This window comes from uncultured Tateyamaria sp., from assembly GCF_947503465.1.
Classification (GTDB): Bacteria; Pseudomonadota; Alphaproteobacteria; order Rhodobacterales; family Rhodobacteraceae; genus Tateyamaria.
Genome location: NZ_CANNDN010000001.1, coordinates 2,081,897 through 2,100,584, shown reverse-complemented (window position 1 = coordinate 2,100,584; position 18,688 = coordinate 2,081,897). Strand labels below are relative to the sequence as shown.

The following is an 18,688-nucleotide window of genomic DNA, read 5'->3' as shown; positions in this document are numbered from 1 at the left end:
GCGAGGTGCCTGGCCCGGCGCGACGGCGTGGATGGCCGACCGGCCCTCCGGGGGGAGTTTACCTGGCAAAGTGAATGGGATTTGTGCCCGCATCCCCGAACACGTGCCGCACCGCGCAGATCAGACGGTTGTCGCCGGTGAAATGGCCGATGTTCCGGCGCATGACCTGGCGCGTTTCCGCAGCACTCAGCCCCTTGCGGCGGCAGTCGAATGCGAGTTTCAGCAAGTAGCGGCGTTCAAGTGCGTCAAACATTGGGACCCCTCCGAGTTGTGTCCCGAGCTTGCGCAGAAAATGGTTAATGTCCTGCTTAACTCGCGGACGATGGAGGCAGCCCATGCTTGATCAGGCCGAAGGATACGTCACAGCCGACGGTCGCAAGATCGGGGGCGTTGTCATGGAGATGCGCAATATTACCCTGCGATTTGGTGGGGTTGAGGCGATCAAGGATATCTCGTTCGATATTCGCGAGGGCGAGATCCGGGCGATTATCGGCCCGAACGGCGCTGGCAAGTCGTCGATGCTGAATGTGATTTCCGGCTTTTACATCCCGCAGGAGGGGCAGGTGTACTACAAGGGGGCGCCGCGCCCACCGATGAAGCCGTTTGAAGTCGCGCGGCAGGGGATTGCCCGGACGTTCCAGAACATCGCCCTTTTCGAAGGCATGACCGTTCTGGACAACGTGATGACCGGGCGGCTGACCCATATGAAGACGGGACTGTTTGGTCAGGCGATCTGGAAGGGCAAGGCCGAGGCCGAAGAGACGGCCAACCGGGAAGTTGCTGAAAAGATTATTGATTTCCTGGAGATCCAGGCCATCCGCAAAACGCCTGTCGCGCGGTTGCCCTATGGTTTGAAAAAGCGGGTCGAACTGGCGCGCGCGCTGGCGGCCGAGCCGTCGCTCTTGCTGTTGGACGAACCCATGGCGGGGATGAACGTCGAGGAAAAAGAGGACATGAGCCGCTTTATCCTTGATGTGAATGACGAATTTGGCACCACCATCGCCCTGATCGAACATGACATGGGCGTCGTGATGGACCTGTCGGACCGCGTCGTGGTGATGGATTACGGCAAGAAGATCGGTGATGGCAGCCCGGACGAGGTGCGCAACAATCAGGATGTGATCGACGCCTATCTTGGGGTGTCCCATGACTGAAAACCGGCATGCACAACGCGTACACACCCTGTGCACAGCCTGTGCACCGCTTGTGTGCCTTGCGCTTGCCGGTGCCGCGCAGGCCGGGGCGGCGTGGAACATGTTTCAGGCGCGGTGCCTCGACCCATATGAACACCTGACAGAGCCGGTGACGGACGGCTTGGCGCAGCAGCTTGCGGACCAGATGCGCGACGCCGAACTGGTCTTTGCCGCGGTGGACGGCCTGCTGCTGGTGCTGGATGCGGCCCCCGACGACGGCAACCGGGCCTGTGCCGTGCATGAGCTTGGTGCGGACATGCTGGACGTTGCCTATCTGGATTGGGTGGCCGATGTCACGCGGCGCCAGATCTATGTGCCGGAGGCGGGCATGTTGGTCAGTGACGCATGGATCGAACCGCAGGTGCATGTCGAGGCGTCCATTGACGGGCAGGGTGTCGTCTACCGCGTGTTGGAGACGGATCTTGAGAGTTAGGGGGCTGGCCATATGCGCGGCTCTCTGGGCCGGTCCCGCGTTGGCGGAAGAACCCGCGATCTGCGATGCGGCGCAGCCGGGCATGGCGGGCCTGTGCGACGTGATCGAAACCCGCTGCCTGCCCTATCTTGAGGACCCAGCGAGCCTGTCGCCGCAGGACATCATGCCGATCCCGCGCACCTTCCGGCGGTATTTCGAGAGCACGCTGAATTCATATGCGCTGGGCTATCAGGAAACGGACCTGGCCAATACGCTGGTCGTGTTCATGTACGACGAACCGGCCTGCGAGATCATCAGTCACGGGCTGAGCTATTCCGAACTGCTGCTTGCGTTCAACGCATGGCGCGATGGGGCAGGCGCACGGTTCGTGTCAACCACGGGGTTCGAACCGGTCAGCCGGGTCACGATGGACCGCGCCTATGCCGCCGCATTCCTGGCGGCGCCGCGCCGGGACGGGCGGGTGACCGAAATCACGCTGAACTGGAACCTGACGTTCGAGGGGCTGACGCGGTTGCGGGTGAGTTACCAGCCGCTCAGGGACCATACGGCGGACCTGATGGGGGTGGCGGTGAAATGATACGGCCTGTGTTCCAGAGTTCTGATCGGCCGAAACGCCAAAGGGAGGCACTTTGATGTCTGAACAACTGATCTATGCCAGCGAAGTGTTCCTGAACGGCCTCATGGCCGGGGTGCTTTATGCCCTTGTGGCGCTGGGTTTTGTCCTGATCTTCAAGGCGTCCGGTATCTTCAACTTTGCGCAAGGGGTCATGGCGCTCTTTGCCGCGATGACGCTGGTGGGCATCCAGAACGGGCAGGTGCCCTTTGCCCACCTGATCAACGCCATTTTTGGCACTGATATCCACTATTTCGGGTGGGAGGTGCATTCGATCCTCGCCATTCTGTTGACTGTCGTGGTGATGATCGGGCTGGCCTGGATGGTGCAGCGGTTCATCTTCAAGCATCTGGTGGGGCAAGAACCGATCATCCTGTTCATGGCGACCATCGGGCTCGCCTATCTGCTGGAAGGCGTGGCCGACCTGATGTGGGGGTCCGAGATCAAGAAGCTGGACGTGTGCCTGGCCGAGGGCACGTGCCTGCCGCAGGGTATCAACCTTGCCATCGACGAGGCGACGTTCAACCTGTTTGGCTACGGGTTCTTCATCGACAATCTGGACATCACGGCGACGATCATCGCGATCTTGTTGGTGACGGCGCTGGTGATCTTTTCGCAATACACCAAGCAGGGGCGCGCGATGCGGGCCGTGGCGGATGACCACCAGGCGGCGTTGTCCGTGGGTGTGTCGCTGAACTATATCTGGATCCTGGTGTGGTCGGTGGCGGGTTTCGTGGCGCTGGTCGCGGGCATCATGTGGGGCGCGAAATCGGGCGTGCAGTTTTCGCTGTCGCTGATCGCGCTCAAGGCCCTGCCGGTGCTGATGCTGGGCGGGTTCACGTCGATCCCGGGCGCCATTGTCGGCGGGCTGATCATCGGTGTCGGAGAGAAGCTGTTCGAGTTCTTCATGTCCTCGGGCGACCTTGCCGGGGCGCTGTTCGGCTTTACCATGAACGCGACCGAGAACTGGTTTGCCTACGTGCTGGCGCTGATCTTCCTCGTGTTCCGCCCGCAGGGCCTGTTCGGGGAGAAGATCATTGAACGTGTGTGATCCCCGCGCGGACGACCCCGTTGGCCTGCGTCCAACGAGACCCGCCCACCCGGGAACCTTCGCAGCCTATCCGTCCAGCTGGCGGAACATCGTGACCGTCAACGCGGCCAGCACGGTGATCGACAATGTCGTCGCCAGCATCAGGTCCCCCGTCAGAACGATGGTTGTCCCCGCACACAGCGTCAGGACAAACAGGCACAACAGTAGCGTTTGTCCCAGCCGGGATTGCGCCCGCCGTGGTGGCACGCGCGCGGGCGCTTCGACATATACGTCGTCCGCGTCCGGTATCGCCTCGAACAGCTTTGCCTTTTTTGCCGCCAGGTCGACGGCGCTCAACTCACCCCGCGCATGCGCGGCCTCGAGACGACGGATGTCGTCCAGAATTGCGGTCATAGATCCCACTCCATTTACCCGGGCCCAGTGTGCCATGGGTCGGGTCGGGAAATGTGGCAAAACGACGAAATCCGAACGGATGGTTAAGGGCACATTCACCATGCAGCCCCTGGAAGGAGCAAACTGATGTTCTATCGTGAGGCGGGCGATTTTTCGACGACATATCCGCAGGATAGCCAGACGTTCCCGATCAGGTTCGACCGTTATCGGTACTATGTCGTGCTGGCCGTGGCCCTGTTGGTCATGCCCTTCGTGATGACGGATTATCTGGTCAATTCGATCTTTCTGCCGTTTCTGATCTACGCCATCGCGGCCATCGGGCTGAACATTCTGACCGGATATTGCGGGCAGGTCAGCCTTGGGACCGGGGGGTTCATGGCCGTGGGGGCCTATGCCTGTTACAAGCTGATGACGGCCTTTCCGGATGTGAACATCTTTTTCCATGTGATCCTCGCGGGTGGGATCACGGCCGTCGTCGGTACGCTGTTTGGCCTGCCGTCCTTGCGCATCAAGGGGTTCTATCTGGCCGTGGCGACGCTGGCCGCGCAATTCTTTCTGGTGTGGCTCTTCAACAAGGTGTCGTGGTTCTACAACTACTCGGCTTCGGGCCAGATCAACGCACCTGAGCGCGCCGTGTTCGGGATCGAAGTGACAGGCCCCAATACCGAAGCCTGGGCCACCTATCTGTTCTGCCTGGTCTTCACCGTGGGGGCCGCAATTCTGGCCCGCAACCTGACGCGCGGGTCCATCGGGCGCGAGTGGATGGCGATCCGCGACATGGACATTGCGGCCGAGATCATCGGGGTGAACCCGCTGCGTGCGAAGCTTACGGCCTTTGCCGTGTCGTCCTTCTTTGTCGGCGTGTCGGGTGCCTTGTTCTTTGCCGTCTATCTGGGCGCGGTCGAGGTGGGCGAGGTGTTCGGCATCACCAAATCGTTCCTTGTGCTGTTCATGATCATCATCGGCGGCCTTGGGTCCATCTTCGGGTCCTTCGCGGGCGCGGCCTTTCTTGTGGTGCTGCCTGTTGTCCTCAAGATCGTGGGCGTGGACGTGTTGGGGTGGCCCACGGACATCGTGGCGCATTTCCAGCTTGTGATCGTGGGCGGCCTGATCATCCTGTTCCTGATCCTGGAGCCACACGGGCTGGCGCAGCTGTGGCGCGTGGCCAAGGAGAAATTGAGATTGTGGCCGTTCCCGCATTAGGGGCCGGCCAATGGTGCGCAATGAATGCGCACCCTACACCGTAGGGTGTGCGCTGTGCGCGCACCACACATCGGATAAAACCATAGGGAGGAAACACCGATGAAGATGAAACTAGGCACCTACGCCGTCGCAACCATGATGGCGGCAAGCCCCGTGATGGCGGACCTCGTGTTCCCGTCGCTCAGCTACCGCACGGGCCCATATGCGGCCGGAGGCATCCCCTTTGCGGATGGCTATGCCGACTATTTCACCCTGCTGAACGAGCGGGACGGTGGTATCGGCGGCGTGGCGACACGCGTTCTGGAATGCGAGACGGGCTACAACACCGAAAAGGGTGTGGAATGCTACGAGTCCACCAAGGGCGAAGGGTCACTGGTGTACCAGCCGCTGTCGACCGGCATCACCTACCAGCTGATCCCCAAGACGACCGCCGACAACATCCCCATGCACACCATGGGCTATGGCCGGACATCCGCCGCCAATGGCTCGGTCTTCAGCCACACGTTCAACTATCCCGCCAATTACTGGAATGGGGCGTCGGGCGCCATCAACTACCTGATGAGCCAGGGCGACATCGCGGGCAAGAAGATCGCGCTCGTGTACCACAACTCCGCCTATGGCAAGGAACCGATCCGTACGCTCGAAGAGCTGTCGGAAAAGCACGGGTTCGAGCTGATGCTGGTGGCCGTGGATCACCCCGGTCAGGAGCAGAAGTCGCAGTGGCTGCAGATCCGGCGTGAGCGTCCCGACAATGTCATCATGTATGGCTGGGGTGTGATGAACCAGGTGGCGATCCAGGAAGCAGCCAACATCCGGTATCCGATGGAAAACTTCATCGGCATCTGGTGGTCGGGGTCTGAAAACGACGTGCTGCCCGCGGGTGACGCGGCCAATGGCTACAAGGCGCTGACATTCCACGGTGTGGGCAGCGACTTCCCCATCTTCGACGACATCCAGGAGCATGTGGTTGACAAGGGCCTCGCCGCAGGTGCCGGCGACCAGATCGGTACGGTGCTGTATAACCGCGGTCTTTATGCCGCGATGCTGGCGGCCGAGGCTGCCAAGACCGCACAGGACATCCACGGCGTGGCCGACATCACACCGGCCATGATGCGCGACGGCATGGAAGCGCTGGAGATCACCGAAGCCAAGATGACCGACCTTGGTCTGCCCGGCTTTGGTCCGTCCTTTAGCGTGTCGTGCGAAAACCACGGGGGTCCGGGCCTGATCGGCATGACCCAGTGGGATGCGTCCTCGGGCACATGGTCGCTGATCTCTGAATTCGCGGAAACGGACATGGACGTGATCCAGCCCCTGATCGACGAAGACAGCGCCGCCTATGCCAGCGAAAACGGCATCGAAGCGGGCTGCTGAGGCCTATGACCCGGCGGCAGCACGCGTTGCCGCCGGGAACTTGCATATTTTTGGAACAATGAAGGTGGCCCATGCTGGATGCCGAGACGCAGACTGACACCGTTCTGGACGTCAACAATATCGAGGTGATCTACAACCACGTGATCCTTGTGCTGAAAGGCGTGTCGCTGAAGGTGCCCAAAGGGGGCATCACGGCCCTGCTGGGGGGCAATGGCGCGGGCAAGACAACGACGTTGAAAGCAATCTCGGGCCTGTTGGCAAGCGAGCGCGGCGAGGTGACCAAGGGGTCGATCCTGCACAACGGCGAGAACACAGCCGAAAAGGACCCCGCCGACCTGGTCAAGCGCGGCGTGGTGCAGGTGATGGAAGGGCGCCACTGTTTCGAGCACCTGACCGTGGAGGAGAACCTGCTGACCGGGGCCTATACCCGCAGCGATGGCAAAGGGGCTGTCGCTGCCGATCTTGAGATGGTGTACGATTATTTCCCGCGTTTGCGCGAACGCCGGAAGTCTCAGGCGGGGTACACCTCGGGGGGCGAACAGCAGATGACGGCCATTGGCCGCGCGCTGATGTCCCGGCCCGAAACCATCCTGCTGGACGAGCCGTCGATGGGGCTGGCGCCACAGCTGGTCGAACAGATCTTTGGTATCGTGAAGTCGGTGAACGAGAATGAGGGCGTGACGTTCCTGCTGGCCGAGCAGAACACCAATGTCGCCCTGCGCTTTGCCCATTACGGCTATATCCTCGAAAGCGGGCGCGTGGTGATGGACGGCCCAGCGGCCGAGTTGCGCGAGAACCCGGACGTGAAGGAATTCTACCTTGGCATGTCGGATGAAGGGCGCAAGTCCTTTCGCGACGTGCGGTCCTATCGCCGCCGCAAACGGTGGCTGAGCTGAGGGAGTTCGAAGATGAAGCGACTTGTATTCACTGGCATCGCCTTGCTGATGGCGGGCACCGCCTGGGCGCAGGAGATTGCGCGCGAAGAAATCCGGCGCGTTGATGTGCCGGGCTCGGACACGATGGAGGTGGTTGTGTTTCGTCTGACGGTGCCGGTCGGGGCCACCATTCCGCTGCACACCCATCCGGGCGATGAACACACGGTGGTGGTCACGGATGCGCGGGCCGAAGCGCCCAACGGCAATATCGTCGAGTTTGCGGTGGGCACGCCGCTCTACTTCCCCGAGGGGCAGGTGCATGGCGGTCTGACCAATGTGGGCGACGCACCGATGGTGGCGATCACCACCTTTGTCGTGCGCAAGGGCGAACCGTTGACGGTCCTGGCCAACTGACATGGACAAGGTCGCGTGCCGCACCCCCGCCGAAGGGCGCGATGGGGTCACCAACATCCCGGTGTGGAAGTTTGACGCGGTGCGCGCGGCGATCCTTGGGGCGCTGGAAAACGGTCCGATCCTTTACAAGGATCTGAACGCGGCCGTGCAGTCCCGACTGGATGACCAGACCCTTGCCGACCTTGGCAAGCTGGGTTGGCACGTGGTCACGGTGAAACTGGAACTGGAAGTGCGGGGCGAAATTGAACGCCTCGCTGTCAAGGGTCCGCAACAGATCAGGGCGGTATGAGAGAGATGCTCGACAAGGTGTATTACGACGATCTGGAAACCCGCTCGTCCGACGCGCGGCACGCGGCGCAGTTGGAGGCCGTGAATGCCCAGCTTGCCCGCGTGGCCGAGGCGGCGGGCAGTTGCCTGCCCGACATCGGCACGCTGAAATACCTGGATGATCTGGCGCATCTTCCTGTGTTGCGCAAATCCGAATTGGCGAAATGGCAGGCCGAAAAGCCGCCCTTTGGTGGCATCCCGGTGTCGAACATCGCCCATGTCTTTCAGTCCCCCGGTCCCATCTATGAACCCGGCGGGATCAGCCATGACTGGTGGCGCATGGGCCGCTTCCTGCACGCGGCAGGTTTCGGGCCAGGTGACATCGTGCAGAACTGCTTTGGCTACCACCTGACGCCTGCGGGCATGATCTTTGAAAATGGGGCGCGCGCCGTGGGGGCCCGGGTGCTGCCCGCTGGCACCGGGCAGACCGAATTGCAGGTCACGGCCGCGCGCGACGTGGGCACCACGGCCTATGCCGGTACGCCGGATTACCTGAAAGTCATCCTCGACAAGGCGGACGAGATGGGTGTCACGCTGGGGATTACCAAGGCCGCTGTTGGCGGCGGCGCGCTTTTCCCCTCCCTGCGCCAGCATTACAAGGATCGCGGTATCACCTGTATGCAATCCTATGCCACGGCGGACCTGGGCAACATCGCCTACGAATCCTCTGCGCTTGAAGGCATGATCGTGGACGAAGGGGTTGTGGTCGAAATCGTGACCCCCGGCACCGGCACCCCCGTGGCCCCGGGCGAGGTCGGTGAAGTGGTTGTGACCTCGCTGAACCCCGACTACCCGCTGATCCGCTTTGCCACCGGCGACATGAGCGCCGTGTTGGACGGCCACAGCCCGTGTGGTCGGACCAACATGCGGATCAAGGGCTGGATGGGCCGCGCAGACCAGACCACCAAGATCAAGGGCATGTTCGTGCGCCCCGAACAGGTCGCGGCCCTTGTGGGCAAACATGAAGAGGTGACACGCGCGCGTGTCATCGCCACACGGGTTGGCGAACAGGACGCGATGACGGTGCAGATCGAAAGCCCGAACACTGCGCCGGATGCCTATGCACAAAGCGTCGTGGATACGCTCAAACTGAAGGGCACCCTTGAAATCCATGCGCCGGGCACCTTGCCCCGGGACGGGCTCGTCATCGAGGACCAGCGCAGCTACGACTAGCCGGTTATCAGCACCGGGGCGAAGCCGCCAAAGATCAGGCGCTTGCCGTCAAAGGGCATCGGGTTTTGCTCCGGTGTCATACGCGGATCGTCCATGACCTTGGCCCACGCGGCGTCGCGTGTCGCCTTGTCGGGCCACATGATCCACCCAAGCGAGACACTTTCGCCCTCTTTCAAGGCGACGGCCCTGTGCATGGACGTCACTTCGCCCTCAGGCACGTCGTCTTCCCACGCGTCCACGATTACGTCGGCCCCGTATTCCTTGAAAACGGCATGCTGATCCCTGAGCCAGGTGACAAAGCGGTCCCGGTCTTTCGTCGGGACGGGGGCCATGAATCCGTCGATGTAAGGCATGTGTGTTTCTCCCACTTGCTGTCGTGTGCAGCCTAACAGATGCGGGTGCCGATCCCAAAAGGCTGGAAACCCAAGCAAAAACGTAAGATAAGGCGAAAACGTCAATTGCAGGACCGACCGTGGCGCTGACTTCCGTCTTTCAGTCGAACGCATCGCGCGGGGCCGCCCCGCGCATATTGCCCGCCCTGGGCTGGGCGGTGGCGCTGATGTGCCTGTTGCCCATGCTCGCAGTGGGACTTGCCGCCGTGACGGGGGGGACCGACACGCTCAGCCACCTGATGTCGACGGTTCTGGGGCGCTATACGGGCAACACGCTGTTGCTGGTGCTGCTGGTGTCCGCGGGCACCTTCGCGATCGGCACCGGTGCCGCGTGGCTGGTGACGATGACGCGCTTTCCGGGCGTCCGGATATTCGAGATCGCGCTGGTCCTGCCGCTGGCCTTTCCGGCCTATGTGCTGGCCTATGCCTATACCCATATCCTGGACCATCCCGGCATCGTGCAAACCGCCCTGCGCGAGGTGACGGGGTGGGGCCCGCGCGACTACTGGTTCCCCGAGATCCGCAGCCTCGGCGGTGCGGCGGCCATGCTGGTGCTGGTGCTCTATCCCTATGTCTACCTGCTCAGCCGGGCCGCCTTTATCCAGCAAAGCGGATCGACCTTCATGGCGGCGCGGGCGCTGGGGTCACGTCCCGTTGCCGCGTTCCTGCGGGTCAGTCTGCCGCTGGCGCGCCCGGCCATCGCGGCGGGCGTCCTGCTCGCCGTGATGGAAACCATCGCCGATTTCGGCACCGTGGCCTATTTCGGGGTACAGACCTTTGCCACGGGTATCTATACCAGCTGGTTCTCGCTTGGGGACAGGGCCGGTGCCGCGCAACTGGCACTGTGCCTCCTCAGCTTCGCGCTGCTGCTCGCGGTCCTGGAACGGACGCAGCGGGGGCAGGCCAAGTACCACGATCCCAGCCGCGGACAACGCCACCTCCCGCCGCTGCACCTGACAGGCTGGTCCGCGGCAGCGGCCATCACATTGTGCGCGGTGCCCGTGACCTTCGGTGCGCTTTTTCCCATCGTGGCGCTGTTCAGCATGGGGCTTGGGTCGGAACAGGACCTGACCAGCGCACGCTACCTGGGGTTCATCCGCAATTCGCTGGTTCTGGCGTCAACGGCGGCAGGGCTGACACTGGGCGCGGCAATCACCGTGGGATACTACCTGCGCAGCAAACCGGGACGGGCGGCCACCCTTGCGGCATATATTGCGCGGCTTGGCTATGCGGTGCCGGGCGGCGTGATCGCCGTGGGCCTGCTGGTGCCCTTTGCGGCCTTTGACAACGCGCTTGATGCATGGATGCGGGCCACGTTCGACATCTCGACGGGGCTGTTGATCACCGGGTCCATCTGGCTGTTGGTCTTTGCCTACATGGTGCGGTTCCTGGCGGCGGCCCTGGGCGCTTACGAAGGCGGGCAGGCGCTGGTCCATGCCAACATGGATGCGGCCAGCCGGTCGCTGGGCAAGGGACCATTTGCAACGCTGCGGCGCGTCCACCTGCCGATCCTGACGCCCAGCCTGCTGACCGCCCTTCTGATCGTCTTTGTGGACGTGATGAAAGAGCTTCCGGCCACATTGATCATGCGGCCCTTCAATTACGATACGCTTGCCGTGCAAGCCTACAGGCTGGCGTCGGACGAACGGTTGAACGGTGCCGCCGTGCCCAGCCTGGTGATCGTGGCCGTGGGACTGTTGCCGGTCATCCTGATCTGCCGCCAGGTGGGCCGCCGCTAGACGCACGGAAATGCCGGCAATGAGGGACACGGCCGTCAAGCCAGGAGGCGCGCCGCTGCGGTGTGGCGTTGGGTCACCCGACGAGAGGTCGGGTGAGAGGCAAGGCGAGAGGGGTGCCGCGTTCGGTTCGAAAGTCAGTTCTGCGCAGGAAGTGGACATTGCAGAGTTAGGCCCCATGTCCGCAGTGAGCCCATACCTCCCAAATGCTGCGGCTTTCATGAATGTCCGCTTCTGTGAAAACGCCGTAATGACAGTTGCGCTTTGTCCCTTTTTGGCTGACGTTTCCGGATATGGTGTCAGACGCAGATATACCCTTCGAGCAGCTACCGACCCCCGCTCGTCGGCATGTGTATTTGTTTCAAGGGCACCAATTTCTAGATCGTTTTGCAATGGGCGTCATCGTTGCCGTGACGGCTCTTTGCCTTCAAGGGCGCGGCTTAGGCGTTGGTGAGATCGGCGCACTCTTTGCCGTCTACGCCGCTGTCGCCATGATCGCTGAACTGCCGTTTGGTGGGCTAGCCGACGGTGTGGGGCGCAAGCCAGTCTTTCTGATTGCAACAGTTGCGAGCCTAATGGCCTCCATTGTTTTCATCGCATCTGACGCGTTCTGGCCACTCGCCGCATCGTTCGGATTGGTAGGCTTGGGTCGAGCATTGCGGTCGGGGACGCTAGACGCCTGGTACGTAGAAGAACTGCGTGTTCACGCGCCCGGTGTCGAAATCCAGCCCCTGCTTGCGCGTGCACAGACAGCCAATTTCGCGGGTCTCGGATTTGGAGCGATTGTAGGCGGGTTCCTTCCTGGCCTCGTCACAGGGAATGATCCTTCCGACCCATTGGTTGGTCTCACAGTCTATGATGTGTCGTACGCTGCAGGAATTTTGCTAACACTCGGAGTGATTGTATATACGGCCCTTTTGATCCGGGAACCGGCGCGCACCATGAATGGTGCAGTTGTTCTACGTGAGATACGCGCCGTCCCGAGCACGATCATGGACGGTGCCCGGCTTGCAATCTCACACCGTGCGCTCCTTCTGCTTCTCGCGATTCTGACTCTCATGCTCTTTGCCACCAATCCAGTCGAGGTGCTGTGGCCCACCGTGGTTCAAACCATGCTCGATCCCGAACGCGCTGCTGCCATAGTGGGACTTTTGACTGCAGGATACTTCTTAGCGATTGCAGCAGGAGCAAGCCTCGCCGGGCGTGTTAGTCGACTGTTTGGTCGCCGTCACGCGGTAACGCTTGTGGCGGTCCTTTCAGCGCTCATCGTCTGTCAAATCGCGCTCGCTATGCAGGCATCGCTTGTGGGATTCATCGTCGTATTCCTCATTTTTTCCGTGGTCCTCGGACTGTCAGAATCTCCTGCCGCGAGCATCCTGCACGCTCATGCGCCCGACAACCGCCGCTCAACGATCCTTTCGGTCCAGTCGCTGCTGAAGCAATTAGGTGCGATGGTGGGTCTGCTTGTCCTCGGCTCAGTCGGCGAGACGGAAGGTGTGGATATTGCATGGATCGCTGGAACGCTCGGTCTTGCTTTAGCCGCAGTTTTTGCCATTTTGTTGGCTCGACAAATGAAACGCTAGCCCTCGGCCGAATAATTCGGCGACTGAATTACAGAGCTACGGTCTCGTTACCTCGGACTTGGAACAAGCGGACATTCAAATAGCGTTCTTGAACGTCAGCTCCGTCCCGCACACCAGTCATCAGGACACAACCGCACCTCCTTCCGCCCACCGCGTGACCTAGGTGACGGGCAACCGTGATGCGGGCCTGGTTCTTCCTACGAGATGCAGTTTTGCAGGGGCACCGTCGCGTCACCGCTGCCGTCGAATGCCCCGGTCTGGCCTTCTGCGGTCACCGTCGCACCTGCCATTTCAGAGCCGTCCACGGTGATCTGTCGGGTGCTGGTCGTGTCGTCGATATCGACGGTAAAGGCCCAGGTGGCCCCCGGGCTCACGCCCTCCAGCGTCATGGAAAGCAGCGTGTCGCCATCTGTCACGTCCGACGTGGTGGCCGTGCCCGTGACCCATTCCAGCGGTTGGAAAACATCGACCCCCGCGCCCGCGCCCGTGGTGTCAAAGATCAAGCCCGCAGGGGCGGTGCCAAGGTCGATTTGCACCGCCAGCCGATCCAAGGCGCAGGCCCCCTGGTAGGTCAGTGTGAACCGGTCCTTGGGTGCCCCGTCGCGGAAGGTCACGGTCAGGTCTGCAAACGCGGTGGACGGCACGCATACGGCAAGGGCAAGGATGAAAGGGCGCATGGCGCAAGCCTTTGAATATCATGTCCCCGTGTGACCTAGCCTGCGGTGCACGCCGGGCAAGCGGCCAACCGCGCCGCGTCGGGCACGAGGGTGCCGGATTGGTGGTTAACATGGGCTACCAGACCGTACGGACCGGTAGCCCTTTGTCTTGGCGGATGTTCTTGGCATGTGTGAACATGTCATGAAGCCACCGCACAGCGTGTCCCCGCGGGGACAAATCCCGCTCAGCCGTCCTTGGGCCCGATCTTGTCCTGCGTTTGCGTGTCGAAATCCGAAGCATCATGGCGGTTGTGCAACTGCAATTCGGGCTCTCCGAACGCGCGGTTGACCATCCGTCCCCGCAGGGTCGCGGGCCGCGCGTCGATCTTCTTCGCCCAGGCCATGACGTTTGTGTAGTTCTCTACATCCAGGAATTCCGCAGCAGAGTAGAGCCGTCCGAGGCACAGCTGCCCGTACCACGGCCAGATGGCCATATCGGCAATGGTGTATGCGTCGCCCGCGATGAATGGCTTGGTCGCCAGTTCGCGGTCCAGCACGTCAAGCTGGCGCTTGCTTTCCATCGCGTAGCGGTTGATGGGGTATTCGTATTTCTCGGGGGCATAAGCATAGAAGTGCCCAAAACCGCCGCCCAGAAACGGCGCAGACCCCATTTGCCACATCAGCCAGTTCAACGTTTCGGTGCGGGCGGGGCCGGATGCGGGCAGGAACATCCCGAACTTTTCGGCAAGGTGGATGAGGATGGAGCCCGATTCGAACACGCGCAGGTCTGCGCTGCCCGACCGGTCAATCAAGGCGGGGATCTTGGAGTTGGGATTGGCCGCCACGAACCCGGAACCGAACTGATCGCCTTCGCCGATATCGACCAGCCATGCGTCATACTCGGCATCGGTCACGCCGGCGGCGAGCAGCTCTTCGAACAGCATGGTGACCTTGACCCCGTTGGGCGTGGCGAGGGAATAGAGTTGGAATGGATGCTTGCCGACGGGCAGATCCTTGTCCTGCATTGACCCCGCGATGGGGCGGTTGATCGAGGCGAACTTGCCACCGGATTCGGTGTCCCATGTCCATTTGGCGGGCGGTGTGTAGGTGGGGTCGCTCATGATCAGGCCTTTCGATTTCGTATACCGTGCGAACGTATGATCCCCAGCCGCAGCGACAAGGGGCGTGGCTGTGCGCCCACGAACGCCTGTCTGTGCTAGGGCAGCAGGGTGTCCAGCATCGGATGTGGGAAACTGCGCCGGGTCGTGACGGCATAGAATGTGTCGGTGATGCCCGTTTCGAACGGGGCGGTGCACAACTGGCCCGATGCAATTTCGTCCGCCAACACGATGTCCGGCGCAAGGGCCAGACCAACGCCCGCGCGGGCCAGCAGCCGCACCATCGCCATGTCATCCACATCCGCGATGATGCGCGGTTGCAGACCCAGCCGCGCGGTCAGGCGGTTGAACCCGGTGCGGATCGCGCTTTCGGTGGGTACGATCACCGGCTCGGAGGCCAGAAGCGTTATCAATGAGCCATGTGCCATCCGTTCTGGCGTGCCATGCAGCGATACGGTTTGACCCGCGAGGCGGTGGGCGATGAAGTCGGAACCCGCGGCGCTGGTCGGTGCATCGGTGGTCAGCACAACATCGAGCGCAAGTTCAGAGAGAGACCGGAGCAAAGGCGCGTTCTGGCCGGACTTCAACACGATATCCATGTCGGGATGATCCAGAATGGGCCGCAAGAACTGCATCTGAAAGTTGCGCGACAGGGTCGAAAGGGCGCCAACGCGCAAGGGCGGGCTGTGATCGGCGCTGCGGTTCAGCGTTTCGATCAGTTCCTGCCCCGTGCCAAAGATGCGGTCGGCGTGGTCGAGGGCGATGCGTCCGACCTCGGTCAGTTTCAACTGACGGCCCACGCGTTCAAAGAGATCGTGGCCCAGCCGCGCCTCCAACGCCTTGATTTGCGTGGACAAGGCGGATTGCGACAGGTTCAGCTTTTCTGCCGCGCGGGTCAGATTGCCTTCGTGTGCGACGGCGCGGAAATAGCGCAGGTGGTGGTAGTTCAGCGTATCCATACATTCAGAATATAGAACGATACCGCGCAATAGTTATATTTTTTATCTACCTGGCGGTGATCTAGATGACAGCCTACACCCAAGGAAAGGCCCCGTCATGGACATCATCACCGATATCGTATCGACCGTTCTGGCACAGATGCAGAAGCCGACCCTCGCCTTTTTGATTGGCGGCATGATGCTGGCGGCGTTGAGCAGCAAGTTCGAGGTTCCCGAACCGGTCTACAAGTTCATCGTGATCCTGTTGCTGCTGAAGGTCGGCATTGGTGCGGGGGTTTCCGTGCGCGAGGCGTCTTTTGTCGATTTGGCGGTGCCCGCGCTGCTGGCTGCCGTTGTCGGGATCGCGATTGTGGTGCTGGGCCGGTTCACGCTGGCGCGCTGGAAAGGCGTGTCCCAGGTGGATGCGACCGCGACCGTCGGTTTGTTCGGCGCTGTATCGGCCTCGACCCTTGCTGCGGGTATGGCTGTGCTGGACGATGAAGGCATCGCTTATGAAGGGTTCATCGGTGCGCTGTATCCGTTCATGGATGTGGCGGCATTGGTGACGGCGATCGTGCTGGCGCGGCTTGCGGCGGCGCGCAAGGCGGCAGCGGCCAATGTTCAAGGCGGCACAATCGTGATCGGCGGCGGCACGGGTGGCACTGGCGGCCCGGTTGTGGAACAGGGTCTGATCAAGGGCATTCTGGTCGACACCCTGCGGTCGCCTGCCATTTCGGCCCTGTTGCTGGGTCTGGCCTTGGGCCTGTTTGCGCGGCCCGAGTCGGTCTATGCCAGCTTTTACGAGCCGCTGTTCCGGGGGCTCTTGTCCGTGCTGATGCTGATCATGGGCATCGAGGCGTGGTCGCGGCTGTCGGAGCTGAAGGGTGTGGCGCATGCCTATCTGGTCTACGGGATCGCGGCCCCGTTGGTGCATGGTGCCTTTGGCTTTGGCGCGGGTTTGGTTGCGCACCATCTGACTGGTTTTTCGGCGGGTGGCGTGGTGCTGTTGTCGATTATGGCGGCATCGAGTTCCGACATCTCCGGCCCGCCGACCATGCGGGCTGCGCTGCCCGAGGCGAACCCGTCGGCCTATGTCGGCACGTCGACGGGGTTGGGCACGCCGGTGGCGATCCTGAGCATTCCGCTGTTCATGGCGCTGGCGGATTGGTTTGTGGGGTTTTGAGGCAGGGGCCGTAGACCAAATTCAGCGGCGCTGCTTTGAAGTTTGATCCTGTATCGGGCAGCCGTATGTCGCAGGCTTACGTTGCTAAGTGGCGGGCTGAAGCCTGCCCTACCCGCTGACTACGAGGTCACTTTCCTCTACTTCAAAACTTCAAGCGCCGAAAGATTGCCAAAAGGTGGGCGGATTGCAGTGCGAACATCAACGGGATCGAAACCGCGATGGTCAAGTGGGTCCAGTTGTAGAGTTCAGCTGGTAGCCAAAACACGATCACAATTGTGGAAAGCAGCAAAAATCCAGCACCAATGATTGGGTTTCGGGACACAAGTTTAGCTTCGGCCATCAAAAGCCTGTCAAATAGGACTGTGATTGGCTTCATGGCACTAAACAAGCGGCTATACCCTGCGATCACGATAGACGGGCTCATTTGAATTATGGAATAGCACGGAATCAAGCCGAAGGCGCCGTGCATCGCCAGACCGCCCCCCGGGCTGGCGATTTGGTTGGTCTGGGTGCATCGCTCGGATCGAAGATGTGTTTGGCTGCCATAAAGTGTGTCGAACTTGCGTTGGATCGCCATCCCGCGGTCTGGCAATGCACGGCTCGGGTTTTGCATTGGTGTTCACGCAGCGGAGGCTGGCGCAGCACGACGACCGCCTCAACGAAAAAAGCCGCCCCGGATGGAGCGGCTTTTCTAGATAATATCGCTTATGGCCTCAGCCCTGGCGGGCTTTGAACCGGCGCTGCGTCTTGTTGATGACGTACACACGGCCCTTGCGACGCACGACGCGGCAGTCACGGTGCCGGTTTTTCAGCGAACGGAGCGAGTTGCGAACCTTCATGGCGCTTCTTCCTCATGTTTCATGGCGCGAAGCAGCGCCGGGTTGCGTTTTGGCATCTGACGTGCCGGTGTAAGGTGCCGTGCGGGTTGCCCCGGTTGGCGGAATGAGTGGTGGGCGATACAAGGATCGAACTTGTGACCCCTTCGATGTCAACGAAGTGCTCTACCGCTGAGCTAATCGCCCACTTTGACCTGCCCGAACCACCTGCCCACAATAAAAGCGGGCGCGGAAATCCGCGCCGGGTGAGGGGCGTATAAAAGGAGTCGAAGAGAGGATCAAGGGCTTTTGGATTTGCATCTGGTCGGGCTATGTTGCTGGCAAGAGGAGGGGCCATGCCCAAGGTCGCATACGAAGTACTGCACCCGGAACGCCGCACGTCCTGTGTCGTGTTCGCGTCGCCCCATTCCGGGCGCGATTACCCGTGGTCCTTCTTGCGACGTACGGTGCTGGATGAAAAGACGGTCCGGTCGTCCGAGGATGCGTTTGTCGACAAGCTGTTCGACATGTGTCCGCAGCATGGTGCGCCGCTGCTCAAGGCCGGGGCGCCGCGGGCCTTTGTCGATCTGAACCGCAGCGCGGACGAGTTGGATCCGGCCCTGATCGAAGGCGTGCGGCGTCAGGGTCACAACCCGCGCATTGCCAGCGGTTTGGGGGTTATTCCGCGCGTGGTGGCCAATGGCCGCGTGATCTATCGCGGGAAAATACCCATGCGCGAGGCGGAGCGGCGGATTGATCTGTATTGGCGGCCCTATCACCAGATGCTGCAGAAGCTGCTGGACGGGGCCCACCAGGCCCACGGGTTGGCGGTGCTGATCGATTGCCATTCGATGCCGCACGAAGCCATGGACGGCATTGCCCAGGGTGCGCGCAGGCGCCCCGATGTGGTGCTGGGTGACCGCTTTGGTGCCGCCGCCGGGGGCGAGATTGTCGACAGTGTCGAAGCGGCCTTTGCCGCCGCCGGATTCACGGTTGCCCGGAACGCCCCCTTTGCAGGGGCCTATGTGACGCAGGCCTATGGCCGGCCATCCCGCAACCAGCACGCCGTCCAGGTGGAGATTGACCGGTCCCTTTACATGAACGAGCGGACCATCACGCCACATGCCGATTTCGAGCCGATGCGCGACCGGTTGCGTGCCGTTGTTGCCGAAATTTCGACGATTGGTCAGCGCCGCGTGCCCCTGGCGGCCGAGTAGC

At 61.7% G+C, this 18,688-nt stretch carries 22 protein-coding genes and 1 tRNA gene; 14 read left to right on the top strand and 9 right to left on the bottom strand.

The window, feature by feature from the left end; genetic code table 11:
• Window positions 1-58 precede the first annotated feature (58 nt).
• Window positions 59-253: a hypothetical protein gene (locus Q0844_RS10465; protein ID WP_299044530.1), complete on the bottom strand. Its 195-nt coding sequence runs from the start codon at window positions 251-253 to the stop codon at window positions 59-61.
• 82 nt (window positions 254-335) lie between these two features.
• On the opposite strand from Q0844_RS10465, the gene Q0844_RS10460 reads away from it, so the two are divergent.
• Genes Q0844_RS10460 through Q0844_RS10445 form a run of 4 tightly spaced genes read left to right on the top strand, consistent with a single transcriptional unit; the run spans window position 336 to window position 3,290 of the window.
• Window positions 336-1,154 (top strand): ABC transporter ATP-binding protein, encoded by an 819-nt coding sequence (locus Q0844_RS10460; RefSeq protein WP_299044528.1) that lies wholly within the window; start codon window positions 336-338, stop codon window positions 1,152-1,154.
• The gene (locus tag Q0844_RS10455) at window positions 1,147-1,626 is read left to right on the top strand and encodes a hypothetical protein (protein WP_299044527.1); all 480 of its coding nucleotides are present in this window, start codon (window positions 1,147-1,149) and stop codon (window positions 1,624-1,626) included. Before Q0844_RS10460 ends, Q0844_RS10455 begins: the two co-directional genes overlap by 8 nt.
• Before the next feature lie 40 nt (window positions 1,627-1,666).
• Entirely contained in the window at window positions 1,667-2,203 is a 537-nt protein-coding gene (locus Q0844_RS10450) for a hypothetical protein (protein ID WP_299044525.1), read from the top strand.
• 55 nt (window positions 2,204-2,258) lie between these two features.
• Window positions 2,259-3,290 carry a branched-chain amino acid ABC transporter permease gene (locus Q0844_RS10445; RefSeq protein ID WP_299044524.1) on the top strand — a complete coding sequence of 344 codons (1,032 nt, stop codon included), beginning with the start codon at window positions 2,259-2,261 and terminating at the stop codon, window positions 3,288-3,290.
• 66 nt (window positions 3,291-3,356) lie between these two features.
• On the opposite strand, the gene Q0844_RS10440 is transcribed toward Q0844_RS10445, so the two are convergent.
• Window positions 3,357-3,683 carry a hypothetical protein gene (locus Q0844_RS10440; protein WP_299044523.1) on the bottom strand — a complete coding sequence of 109 codons (327 nt, stop codon included), beginning with the start codon at window positions 3,681-3,683 and terminating at the stop codon, window positions 3,357-3,359.
• 126 nt (window positions 3,684-3,809) lie between these two features.
• On the opposite strand from Q0844_RS10440, the gene Q0844_RS10435 reads away from it, so the two are divergent.
• From Q0844_RS10435 to Q0844_RS10410, 6 genes are all read left to right on the top strand, one after another.
• Window positions 3,810-4,886 carry a branched-chain amino acid ABC transporter permease gene (locus Q0844_RS10435; RefSeq protein ID WP_299044520.1) on the top strand — a complete coding sequence of 359 codons (1,077 nt, stop codon included), beginning with the start codon at window positions 3,810-3,812 and terminating at the stop codon, window positions 4,884-4,886.
• Window positions 4,887-4,985: 99 nt separating this feature from the next.
• On the top strand, window positions 4,986-6,260 hold the full coding sequence (locus tag Q0844_RS10430) for an ABC transporter substrate-binding protein (RefSeq protein WP_299044519.1): 1,275 nt from the start codon (window positions 4,986-4,988) through the stop codon (window positions 6,258-6,260).
• Between the two features lie 71 nt (window positions 6,261-6,331).
• Window positions 6,332-7,156, top strand: coding sequence for an ABC transporter ATP-binding protein (locus tag Q0844_RS10425; protein ID WP_299044518.1), 825 nt, complete (start codon window positions 6,332-6,334; stop codon window positions 7,154-7,156).
• A gap of 12 nt (window positions 7,157-7,168) precedes the next feature.
• The gene (locus tag Q0844_RS10420; RefSeq protein WP_299044516.1) at window positions 7,169-7,549 is read left to right on the top strand and encodes a cupin domain-containing protein; all 381 of its coding nucleotides are present in this window, start codon (window positions 7,169-7,171) and stop codon (window positions 7,547-7,549) included.
• 1 nt (window position 7,550) lies between these two features.
• Window positions 7,551-7,838 (top strand): hypothetical protein, encoded by a 288-nt coding sequence (locus Q0844_RS10415; protein WP_299044514.1) that lies wholly within the window; start codon window positions 7,551-7,553, stop codon window positions 7,836-7,838.
• Between the two features lie 5 nt (window positions 7,839-7,843).
• Window positions 7,844-9,049: a phenylacetate--CoA ligase family protein gene (locus tag Q0844_RS10410; protein WP_299044512.1), complete on the top strand. Its 1,206-nt coding sequence runs from the start codon at window positions 7,844-7,846 to the stop codon at window positions 9,047-9,049.
• Here the strand turns inward: Q0844_RS10410 and Q0844_RS10405 are convergent.
• Window positions 9,046-9,402, bottom strand: coding sequence for a DUF1428 domain-containing protein (locus tag Q0844_RS10405; protein ID WP_299044510.1), 357 nt, complete (start codon window positions 9,400-9,402; stop codon window positions 9,046-9,048). The genes Q0844_RS10410 and Q0844_RS10405 overlap by 4 nt on opposite strands.
• Window positions 9,403-9,527: 125 nt before the next feature.
• Between Q0844_RS10405 and Q0844_RS10400 the strand changes: the two genes are divergently transcribed.
• Window positions 9,528-11,180, top strand: a complete 1,653-nt coding sequence (locus tag Q0844_RS10400) for an iron ABC transporter permease (protein ID WP_299045282.1) — start codon at window positions 9,528-9,530, stop codon at window positions 11,178-11,180.
• Window positions 11,181-11,470: 290 nt separating this feature from the next.
• Window positions 11,471-12,760 carry an MFS transporter gene (locus tag Q0844_RS10395; protein ID WP_299044509.1) on the top strand — a complete coding sequence of 430 codons (1,290 nt, stop codon included), beginning with the start codon at window positions 11,471-11,473 and terminating at the stop codon, window positions 12,758-12,760.
• A gap of 197 nt (window positions 12,761-12,957) precedes the next feature.
• Here the strand turns inward: Q0844_RS10395 and Q0844_RS10390 are convergent, their stop codons facing one another.
• The 3 genes from Q0844_RS10390 to Q0844_RS10380 form a co-directional block, all read right to left on the bottom strand.
• The gene (locus Q0844_RS10390) at window positions 12,958-13,437 is read right to left on the bottom strand and encodes a hypothetical protein (protein ID WP_299044507.1); all 480 of its coding nucleotides are present in this window, start codon (window positions 13,435-13,437) and stop codon (window positions 12,958-12,960) included.
• A 224-nt stretch (window positions 13,438-13,661) separates the two neighbouring features.
• Window positions 13,662-14,537, bottom strand: coding sequence for a glutathione-dependent disulfide-bond oxidoreductase (gene yghU, locus Q0844_RS10385; RefSeq protein ID WP_299044505.1), 876 nt, complete (start codon window positions 14,535-14,537; stop codon window positions 13,662-13,664).
• Between the two features lie 95 nt (window positions 14,538-14,632).
• The gene (locus Q0844_RS10380; protein ID WP_299044503.1) at window positions 14,633-15,493 is read right to left on the bottom strand and encodes a LysR family transcriptional regulator; all 861 of its coding nucleotides are present in this window, start codon (window positions 15,491-15,493) and stop codon (window positions 14,633-14,635) included.
• 97 nt (window positions 15,494-15,590) lie between these two features.
• Between Q0844_RS10380 and Q0844_RS10375 the strand changes: the two genes are divergently transcribed.
• Complete coding sequence (locus Q0844_RS10375; RefSeq protein ID WP_299044501.1) at window positions 15,591-16,655, top strand: sodium-dependent bicarbonate transport family permease; 1,065 nt, start codon at window positions 15,591-15,593, stop codon at window positions 16,653-16,655.
• Window positions 16,656-16,797: 142 nt separating this feature from the next.
• Here the strand turns inward: Q0844_RS10375 and Q0844_RS10370 are convergent, their stop codons facing one another.
• From Q0844_RS10370 to Q0844_RS10360, 3 genes are all read right to left on the bottom strand, one after another.
• A complete protein-coding gene (locus tag Q0844_RS10370; RefSeq protein WP_299044500.1) occupies window positions 16,798-17,232 on the bottom strand; it encodes a hypothetical protein in 435 nt (144 codons plus the stop codon).
• A 136-nt stretch (window positions 17,233-17,368) separates the two neighbouring features.
• Window positions 17,369-17,494 (bottom strand): type B 50S ribosomal protein L36, encoded by a 126-nt coding sequence (ykgO, locus tag Q0844_RS10365; protein WP_005850168.1) that lies wholly within the window; start codon window positions 17,492-17,494, stop codon window positions 17,369-17,371.
• 108 nt (window positions 17,495-17,602) lie between these two features.
• A tRNA-Val gene (locus tag Q0844_RS10360) sits at window positions 17,603-17,677 on the bottom strand.
• A gap of 149 nt (window positions 17,678-17,826) precedes the next feature.
• On the opposite strand from Q0844_RS10360, the gene Q0844_RS10355 reads away from it, so the two are divergent.
• The gene (locus Q0844_RS10355; protein WP_299044498.1) at window positions 17,827-18,687 is read left to right on the top strand and encodes an N-formylglutamate amidohydrolase; all 861 of its coding nucleotides are present in this window, start codon (window positions 17,827-17,829) and stop codon (window positions 18,685-18,687) included.
• Window position 18,688: the final 1 nt, after the last annotated feature.